The sequence below is a fragment of the Syntrophorhabdaceae bacterium genome (assembly GCA_036504895.1).
In the GTDB taxonomy this organism is placed as follows: domain Bacteria; phylum Desulfobacterota; class Syntrophorhabdia; order Syntrophorhabdales; family Syntrophorhabdaceae; genus PNOM01.
On sequence record DASXUJ010000096.1, the window covers coordinates 20111 to 29857 of the forward strand.

The window sequence follows — 9747 nt, forward strand, 5'->3', positions numbered from 1 at the left end:
GGCCGGGCCGGGAATATATGCCTAAAAAGAATTACACAAATAGCAAAATATACTATATGATAGAGACGTACTCAAAGAAAAATCACCGGAGGCAGGGCATATGAGCTTCGAACTGACGAGATACGTGAGGAAATCGGGATGCGCCTCCAAGATAGGACCCGGTGAGCTTACGGACATCCTCTGCGGCATAGAGGTCCCTGCGGACGAGAACGTGCTCGCAGGCATGGCGGGCTTCGAGGACGCGGGCGTCTACCGGATCACCGATGAGATCGCCATGGTGCAGACCATAGATTTTTTTACCCCCGTGGTCAACGACCCCTACTCCTTCGGCCGGATCGCGGCAGCCAATGCCTTGAGCGACATTTATGCCATGGGAGCGGTGCCGAAGACCGCTCTCAACATGGTCTGTTTCTCCCTCACCCATTTCGACAAGGCGATCCTGAAGGCGATCCTGAAGGGGGGCGCCCAAACCCTCAAGGATGCAAAGGTAAGCCTTCTGGGAGGGCACAGCGTGGATGACGTGGAGACAAAGTACGGTCTCGCCGCCACGGGCCTCGTTCATCCGGATAAAATTATCATGAATGAGGGCGCCATGCCCGGAGATGCTCTCATCCTTACGAAGCCCCTTGGAAACGGCATAGTGAATACGGGCATAAAGGCAGGGCTGGTGAGCGAGGCCGCCACGGAAAAAGTCATCAGGGCGATGGCGGAGCTCAACAGGAAGGCATCCTTAATCATGCGCTCTCTGCGCACCCATGGGGCAACGGATGTAACCGGCTTCGGCCTCGCGGGCCACTTGAAGGAGATGATAAAGGAGAGCCTCGGGGTAGAACTCCATCTTCACCGCCTGCCTTTTTTCGAAGAGGCGCGAGACCTCGCAAATGCCGGCATCCTTCCCGGCGGACTCTACAAAAACAGGGATTTCTACCAATGCCACGTGGAAGGCAACGGACCGGACTTCCTCACTGACCTGATTTACGACCCCCAGACCTCGGGAGGCCTCCTCATAGCCCTCCACCCCGAAGACCTCTCCGCCTTCAGAGCAGCCGCCTTTCGGGAGAATCTGTTCTTCAGGCACATAGGAATGTTTCTGCCGGGGCCGAAGGGCAAAATAGTGCTTCCCTAATACCCTGTTCCAACGGGGGGTCCTGAAGGGATCGGCGGAAGGTGGAGTGAGAAACTTGCAACAGGGGCCGGAGAGTATAAAAATAGAATATGAACGGCCCGAAATGCCGATATTGCCCGATGGTCTTTCTCTCCGCCCTTGCCCGCCGCGCCCCCGGGGCCGCGGGCATGAGACCGTCTGGAATATGTGCAGCCCCGGCGATCCTTCTTCTCGCGTTCCTCCTTGCCGGATGTAGTTATATTGGATATTGGGTGCAGGCGGGGGAAGGGAAATTGGAGGCCGGAGACTGGATGCAGGGCTCGGTGACCGGGGTCCTCGCGTCGGAGAATTGCTTTTATCTCAAAGGTCCGCTTGAAGGCGCGGCAAACCCGGAGATGCCCCTCCTTTTTGTTGCCCTCGTCGAAAGGGCAGGGGAAATAGAGGTGGCGGCAACGAAAATTATCCGGAATCGGGCAGGCGAATACGGGGCCCTCCTTCCCCGGGGGAAGTATGAGCTCCTTGTCTTTGCAGACCTCAATCACGATGGGTATTTCGATGAAAATGAAGTGGTGGGCTGCACTTCCGGACGGGAAAAGTTCGAGATCTCCCCTGCCTCTTCCTCCGACGGCTTCTTCGTGCCCGGGCCTTCCGTACGCCTGAATGTACCCGAACCCCGGCGACTCGGTACGGCAATACATATACCCGCGGCAAAACACCACGAAATTTACAACTCTCTCGATGATGAGTTTTTCGATCCCCGGTACGGTATGATAGGCCTTTATGACCCATTGAAGTTTCTGACCCATACCGGGGGATTGCTTTTCGGGCTCGAAGAGTTCGACCCTGAGAAAACCACGGTGTTATTCGTTCATGGGGCGGCAGGCACCCCCAGGGACTGGAAATTCTTTGCGGAGGAGCTCGACCGGAAGCAATACCAGCCCTGGTTCTTCTATTACCCCACCGGAATGCCTCTGGCGAAGCTGGGACTTCTCCTGGCAAACGTGGTGAGGTCTCTCAACCACGGTTCCGCGCAGCCCCTCGCCAGGCTCGTAATTGTTGCACACAGCATGGGCGGCCTCGTGTCATGGGCTGCGATAGACGACCTGTGCGCCGGGGGCGTTCCCCCATACCTGAAGCAATATATCTCTCTTTCTACTCCCTATGGCGGTATCGAGGGGTTGAAGCTCGGCAAGGGGCACCTGCCGGGCCTGATTCCCTCATGGCGGGACCTCGTGCCGGAGAGCCCATTTCTCAACTCCCTCTACCGCCGTGATTTTCCCGCTGAGGTGCCGGTTCACCTCTTATTCAGCTTCCGGAATGATTCTACGTTGAAAATAGGGCAGAACAGCGACGGCAGAATAACCCTGAAGAGCCAGCTCCACCCGCGGGTCCAGGGGAAGGCGGCAAGGATCCACGGCTTCGATTCCACCCATACGGGGGTGTTGTCAAGCCCTGAAGCGGCAGCCCTCTTCAAGGACCTTCTCGGAGACGGCGGGTCCCCTGAAACAGCCGCCGCGATGGGAGAGGGAATCCGGGGAGAGTGATTTCTTTCACCACTTTTCACCGATGTAATGGTAAGATTATCCGTTCGGCAGTTCTAAACGGGAGGAATAGGTATGACAATTCTCAGAGGCGTCTCGGGCTTCACGGTTATCGTAGGTATTATCCTTTGCGGCTTCGCCCTCAGCTTCGGGGCCGACTGGACCCTTTATTATCAGGACGGGATGGAGAAGATCTTTTACGATAAAGGCACCGTTGAGGTGCCGCGGAAAGGGCAGGTCCGGGTGACGGTAAAAGCCACCCTTTTCGATGCCCAGGAAGGCAACGTGAGGCGGCTCGAACTGATGTGCAATTACCATTCCTACCGGGTGATCTCGGATAAGGTGGACCCTGTGACAGGGGCATTTGTGGATCAACCGGGAGCGGGAAGCTACAAATATACGTGGTTTCCCTATGATTCTCGCATGATGGCCTTATATCAGAATCTCTGCGAATAAAGCAAACCGGCTCGACGGTCCATACCCGCGTAAGGGGCATGGTTGTCCGCCCCTTCGCGAGCGCCTTTTTTCATCTAGAACCAGAAAAAACCACAAAATGCAAAAACCCATGGCAATGATTATATTTCTGCCGAAAAGATAAGATGAAGGGGGTGCATTATGTATTTTATGAATATTTGTACGTGGTCCCCGGAAAATGAAAAGAAGGTGGAGGAACTTCGGAAGAACTGGACGTGGCCGAAGGGCGTGAAGGTAATCTGTGAATTCCTGGACCTCCAGGGAGGACGGGTGATAAATGTAGTCGACACGGATGAGAAAGGGCTTGTCGCGAGCAGGGCGGCATGGATCCATGTACTCAAATTCGAGACCTTTCCCGTTCTCTCCTTCGGGGCGATAAAGGCGCCGGTAAAGTGATCCGAACCCGGCGGGACCACACCCGCCATTGGTATCGGATTTCCTAATGGGGAAATAGCGGACCGGGGGGAAGGGACTGCTGTACCTCCGGCGTTTCTCCGAACGCAGCCGTTGACTTTTCTTGTGCCTTGACCTTACGTTCCTTTGAGAGCTGACCCTGTTCTCCTCAGGGGGATAAGGGTCACAATCCATACATGAAGCCAAGAACGGTCAGAAGGGGGGCGGATATGGTGCGGGTGAAAGGCTTGGCATTGCTCTGGCTCTTATCCATCCTCGTTCTCGGCGGCTGCGCGACCGCACTTCCTGACGTTTCGGCTCTTATGGAGGAAAAGGCTGCAAAATCAGCCACTATTTCAGGACCAGGCGGGAAACTAAAATCAGCGAATTCCGAGCAAATTTTATCGCGCCTCGAACAAAAGGCCGGACCGACAGATCTCGTGCAGATCAATGCGGCCCTTATGGAGTCCTTAAGCGGCAACCCTCTCACTACGGGAAACAAGGCCACTCTGCTCGTAGACGGAGCCGCCACATATGCGGCAATTTTCAAAGCCGTGGCGGAAGCGAAAGACCATATCAACGTGGAAACCTATCAGTTTGAAGATGATGAGATCGGACGTCGGTTTTCCGATCTGCTCCTTCGGAAACGAGCCGAAGGGATTCAGGTAAACCTGATCTTTGACAGTGTGGGCAGCTCCAATACACCGGCCGCCTTTTTTGAAAAGCTCCGGGAAGGGGGCGTGAAGGTGGTAGAGTTTAATCCCTTAAGCCCTTTAAAAGCAAAGTCGAGTGAACTGGTCACTCATCGGGACCACCGGAAAGTCGTGGTGGTCGACGGGATGACGGCATTTACGGGGGGTGTCAATTTCAGCAGCGTCTATTCTTCGAGCCCCTCCAGGTCCGGGGGGTCCCAGGAGCGTAGGCGCCCGGGGTGGCGGGACACCCATGTGATGATCGAGGGGCCCGCAGTCGCTCAATTTCAAACATCCTTTATGCAAACGTGGCAGAGCCAGAACGGACCCCCCCTTGATGCAGCGGACTATTTTCCGCGGTTCGAGCCCCGGGGCACCGAGCTCATCACCGTCGTGGGCAGCACGCCCGGAGATCCGAATCGCCTCACCTATGTTATGTATGTCTCTGCCATTAAACAGGCGAGCCGTTCCATTCATATTACGAATTCATATTTTGTCCCCGACAGGCAGACCCTGGACTCCCTCGAGGAAGCAGCGGGCCGGGGGGTAGATGTGGCGCTGATAGTACCCGGTGTGAGCGATTCCAACCTCGCCCTCTACGCGGGCCGCTCTTATTATGAGGACCTCCTCGAAGCGGGGGTGAAGGTCTACGAGCATAATGACAGGGTGCTCCATGCCAAAACCGCGGTGATCGACGGGGTATGGTCCACCATCGGCTCTACCAATTTCGATCTATGGAGCTTTATGCGCAACGACGAATTAAATGCGATCATCCTTGGAGTCGATTTTGCGAACCAGATGGAGAGTCTTTTCAAAAGGGATATTGGGGCATCGAGCGAGGTGACGCGACAGGAATGGTCGGGCCGGCCCATCTGGACTCGCATGAGGGAATGGATCGCCCGTCTCATGGCACACTGGCTCTAATATTTCTCCGAAGATACCGGTTTCCCTGCAACTTATTCAAGTTTTCCTCAGTACCTTCGGTTTTCGATGACTTTCACCACGTAGCTGACAAGGCCGGAGAGCACGTAGAGAAGGATGGCGAGGAGTATGATCCGGAACCGGAACCTGAGGACCAGCAGGATCATCAGCACTACGAGGCCCGCCAACTTGAGGCCTTGGATGTTCTTCAAGAGAACGGACTGGGGCTTCGAATAACTCACGGTGGAGACCATGAGAAATCCGATAAAAAGAAAGAAGGCGGCGAAGAGCGGCACAGGGACGGCTTCGGCCGGAATAGTGAGGGGGGCGAGTGCCGCCAGGCTTCCGGCAATCGGAGAGGGGAGGCCGGTAAAAGGGCCGGGGGACGATTTTACGTTAAACCGGGCGAGACGGTAGGCCGCGCATACCGGAAATGCAACCGCGATGAGAATTCCCAGGTCGAATGGATGAGCGCCTAACGTCAAGGTGATGCCCGACAGATATGTCTTATAGGTGAGGTAGGCGGGGGAGACCCCAAAGGTAACGCAGTCCGCGAGGGAATCGAGCTCTTTCCCCATGGGCCCCTCCACTCCCAGCCTTCGCGCCACCTGGCCGTCGAGCCCGTCGAGGAGTGCCGCGAGCAGAATGAGCACCGCGGCCACGATCTTCCCTTCCCATGTGCCGAAGCCCGCATACACGATCGAGACGAACCCGCAGGCAAGGTTTCCGAGGGTAAGAGTGTTCGGTATCCAGGCGCCTTTCAATACACCCCTCCCGACATGGTAAGACCGGATTCGGCTATTCCCCCGGTCCGGGGCCCGCTTTACCATACTCTTTCAGATCGAAAGGCTTTGTTCATGACTTGAAATAGGAGGCAGCCCTGTCATACGCCTTCCTGACCTCGTCCATGGCGGCACCTGCCTCCGACTTCGCCTTCTCCCAGGCCTCCCGGCTTGACGAAGAGAGATCTTTCAACCGCGCTCGTGCCGTCTTCTCCTTGGCTCTGAGCTCGTTCCAGCTTTCCTTTGCTTCTGCCTGCAGCCTTGCGCCTCTTTTTTTCATTTTTTCAGCGAGGACGGAGATCTTCTTGTCGAGTTCGCGTAAATCCTCTTGCAATTCTTTCTTATAGGTTTCCATACTTTCCCTGGACTCATGAGGTCCGGCGGAGCCTTTTATCCCGGCCTTGTCCTCTTCTCCGGTCGCCCTGGCGGTCCCCATGGCCGGGTCGGCCTTTTGCGCGGATACCGGCGCGGCGAAAGCGGTCAAGAACAGGGAAAGGACCAGCAATGTAGCGGGGAGCAGACTCCTACTCATATGGGTCTCCTTTCTTTTCCGTTAGAAGGCGTAAGGCCGTCACGTTGCCTCCTCCTTATGTGATTGCAATTGGATTCCTCTTTTGAAGCTAATCCTGATCGTGACGGGTGTCAAGATAGGCTGGTTCACGCAAACCCTCTGCTTGCGAGGATCGGGAGTGGCCTTGACTTGGACCCGCGGCTGCCTTAAGGTTCAAGCGAGGACGTGCGGTTCGCGTCGGCACGATCTCTTACGCGATGACAAATATATCCGACATTGGAGAACAATTTCGTGGAACGCGACCCCTTGGCATCACCGGTCCGTATTTTCTCTGTGAGGAAGAGACTCCGGAGAGAAAGCGATTTCGACTATTTCATGTGAGCGGCCCGTGAAAAAAACGTATACCATGGAAGGGGACCCCCTGTGGTTCAAGGACGCCGTGATCTATGAGGTCCCCGTCAGGGCCTTTTATGACGCCAACGGCGACGGCGTGGGCGACTTCAGGGGCTTGAAGGAAAAACTCGGGTACATCGAGGACCTGGGCATTAGCGCGCTCTGGCTTCTGCCTTTCTATCCTTCCCCGCTGAAAGACGACGGATACGACATCTCCGATTATTTCAGCATCCACCATGACTACGGCACCCTCGCAGATTTCAGGGATTTCCTGGCAGAGGCGCACAGGCGCGGGATTCGGGTCATTACGGAGCTGGTCCTCAACCACACCTCCGACCAGCATGCCTGGTTTCAAAAGTCAAGAACGGCCAAACGCGGCACTGTCTGGAAGGATTTCTATATCTGGAGCGATACTCCGGACAAATTCGCCGATACCCGGATTATTTTCAAGGATTTCGAGACATCGAACTGGGCATGGGACCCGGTAGCCCACTCCTACTTCTTCCATAGGTTCTATTCCCATCAACCGGACCTCAACTACGACAGCCCCCACGTGCGGGACATGATCTTCCGCGTCATCGATTTCTGGCTGGGAATGGGCGTGGACGGCCTGCGCCTCGACGCGGTTCCCTATCTCTATAAAAGGGAAGGCACCAATTGCGAGAACCTGCCGGAAACCTACGAATTTCTGCGGCAGGTACGGGCCCACGTAGATGCCTCGTACACGGGTCGTATGCTCCTGGCGGAGGCCAACCAGTGGCCGGAAGAGGCGGCAGCCTATTTCGGGACCGGCGATATGTGTCATATGGCCTTTCACTTTCCCCTGATGCCGAGGATATTCATGGGCCTCCAGATGGAGAACCGTTTCCCCATCGTCGATATCATGGAACAGACCCCCTCCATTCCCGATACCTCTCAATGGGCGTTGTTTTTGCGAAACCACGATGAATTAACCCTCGAGATGGTGACCGACGAGGAGAGGGACTATATGTACCGGGTCTATGCGAGGGACCCCCAGGCGAGGATCAACCTCGGAATCCGGCGTCGACTGGCACCTCTCCTGGATAACGACCGGCGCAGAATTGAACTCATCTATGCGATCCTTTTTTCCCTTCCCGGCACCCCCGTGATCTATTATGGAGAAGAGATCGGGATGGGCGACAATTTCTATCTCGGTGACCGCAACGGGGTAAGAACGCCCATGCAGTGGAGTCCCGACAAAAACGCGGGTTTTTCCCGGGCCAACCCCCAGAGGCTCCACCTGCCGGTTATTATCGATCCCGAATATCACTACGAAGCGGTAAACGTGGAGAATCAACAGAGGAACCTGACTTCTTTGCTGTGGTGGCTGAAGCGGGCAATTGCCGTGCGAAAAAGACTGAAAGCACCGGGGCGGGGAACGCTGAAATTTCTTCTTCCCGATAACCCGAAAGTCCTTACCTTCCTCAGGGTCTGCGAAGATGAGTGTATCCTCTGCATGGTCAACCTGTCGAGGTACTTCCAGGTCGTGGAACTGGACCTGTCGAAATATGCGGGCATCGCTCCTGAGACCGTCTACAGCCGGTATCGGTTTCCCGTAATACGGGAGGCGCCCTATGTGCTTACCATGGGACCTCACGATTACCTCTGGCTTTCGCTCAAGCGGCCTGAACAGGATGAGGCCGCGCGCGCTGCAGCCGAAAAGGGACTTCCCGAGCTCCGCGTGGAAAGAAGCTGGGAGAACCTCTTTAAAGGCCGGACATTGGAGCTTCTCCAGGAGAGTATCCTGCCCGACTATCTGCGGAGATCCCGATGGTTCGGGGGAAAGGCGATTACCTTCCGGGAAGCGTCCATTGCAGACATCATCCCCCTCGATCAGAACTCCAGCCGTTTTTATCTGCTCGTGGTGGAGGTGGCCTTCCTCGAAGGGGGGATAGTGGAACGCTACCTTCTGGCTGTCTCCTTCGTACCTACCAGGAAGACGGGAAAGGCGCCGCCTCCCACGACCGGCGAGGGCCTGCATGAGGCGCTGGGAGATGACGAGGTGACGGCGAGGTCGAAGATCCTTCAGGAAGAACACCCGGAGAGCATAATCGCACGGGTGTTTACGGATGGGGAGGAAGGCATTCTCTATGATGCCACGTTGAGCGACGACTTCCGTGATGCCATCTTTTCGGTCATCAGCCGGCGGAGGAGAATAAGAGGGATAAAAGGCGAGATCGTGGGCCTCCAGGGAAAGATGTACAAAAGGATCTTATCCCAGGGAGAGGCGAGAATGGGATCTCAGCGCGTCAAGGGCGAGCAGTCAAATACGTCATTTCTCTATGGAGATACATTCTATTTCAAGCTTCTAAGAATGGTGAAGGAGGGGATCAATCCGGACCAGGAGATCGTCAGCTTTCTGACCGAACGTAAGGGCTTTCGATCGACCCCGCCCTTTGCCGGCAGTATCGAATACCGGAGTGCCGGGTCCGAGCCGGCAGCAATCGGTCTACTCCTCGGGCTTGTCCGGAATCAGGGCGACGGATGGACCTATACCCGTGACGCAATCGGCAGATACTTCGAACGAGTCTTGTCAAAACTGCAGGATATCGACAAGGTGCCGAAAGCTCGAGCTTCTCTGTACGACGTTGATCCGGTACACATTCCTCCCCTCCTGGAAGATTTGATAGAGGGCCATTATCTCGAGATGACGGCGCTGCTGGGGAGGAGGACCGGTCAGATGCACCTTGCCCTCTCCTCGCCGGGAGAGCCGGACTTTTCCCCTGAGAAGCTGTCTCCCCTCTATCAGAGGTCTCTCTTCCAATCCATGCGGACCCTGGTGAGGAAAGTCTTTCACTCCCTGAGGCAGGGCGTGGGAGGGCTTCCCGAGACCGTTCGTGAGAGGGCCGCTACGGTCCTCCAGTCGGAGGAAAAAATCATAGCCGGCTTGAGAGACCTGGTCAACCGGAAATTT

At 55.9% G+C, this 9747-nt stretch carries 8 protein-coding genes; 6 read left to right on the plus strand and 2 right to left on the minus strand.

Annotation, left to right across the window (positions count from 1 at the left end; all coding sequences use genetic code 11):
- Positions 1-100: 100 nt before the first annotated feature.
- From selD to cls, 5 genes are all read left to right on the plus strand, one after another.
- A complete protein-coding gene (selD, locus tag VGJ94_13885; GenBank protein HEY3277703.1) occupies positions 101-1126 on the plus strand; it encodes a selenide, water dikinase SelD in 1026 nt (341 codons plus the stop codon).
- A gap of 167 nt (positions 1127-1293) precedes the next feature.
- Positions 1294-2649: a hypothetical protein gene (locus tag VGJ94_13890; GenBank protein HEY3277704.1), complete on the plus strand. Its 1356-nt coding sequence runs from the start codon at positions 1294-1296 to the stop codon at positions 2647-2649.
- A 72-nt stretch (positions 2650-2721) separates the two neighbouring features.
- On the plus strand, positions 2722-3102 hold the full coding sequence (locus VGJ94_13895; protein ID HEY3277705.1) for a hypothetical protein: 381 nt from the start codon (positions 2722-2724) through the stop codon (positions 3100-3102).
- Positions 3103-3261: 159 nt separating this feature from the next.
- Entirely contained in the window at positions 3262-3516 is a 255-nt protein-coding gene (locus tag VGJ94_13900; GenBank protein HEY3277706.1) for a DUF3303 family protein, read from the plus strand.
- A gap of 227 nt (positions 3517-3743) precedes the next feature.
- Complete coding sequence (gene cls / locus VGJ94_13905; GenBank protein ID HEY3277707.1) at positions 3744-5129, plus strand: cardiolipin synthase; 1386 nt, start codon at positions 3744-3746, stop codon at positions 5127-5129.
- Positions 5130-5176: 47 nt separating this feature from the next.
- Here the strand turns inward: cls and pssA are convergent, their stop codons facing one another.
- Both pssA and VGJ94_13915 read right to left on the minus strand, forming a co-directional pair.
- A complete protein-coding gene (pssA, locus tag VGJ94_13910; protein ID HEY3277708.1) occupies positions 5177-5890 on the minus strand; it encodes a CDP-diacylglycerol--serine O-phosphatidyltransferase in 714 nt (237 codons plus the stop codon).
- Positions 5891-5981: 91 nt separating this feature from the next.
- On the minus strand, positions 5982-6440 hold the full coding sequence (locus tag VGJ94_13915; protein ID HEY3277709.1) for a hypothetical protein: 459 nt from the start codon (positions 6438-6440) through the stop codon (positions 5982-5984).
- Between the two features lie 367 nt (positions 6441-6807).
- On the opposite strand from VGJ94_13915, the gene treS reads away from it, so the two are divergent.
- A partial coding sequence (gene treS / locus VGJ94_13920) for a maltose alpha-D-glucosyltransferase (GenBank protein ID HEY3277710.1) occupies positions 6808-9747 on the plus strand: 2940 nt, incomplete at its 3' end.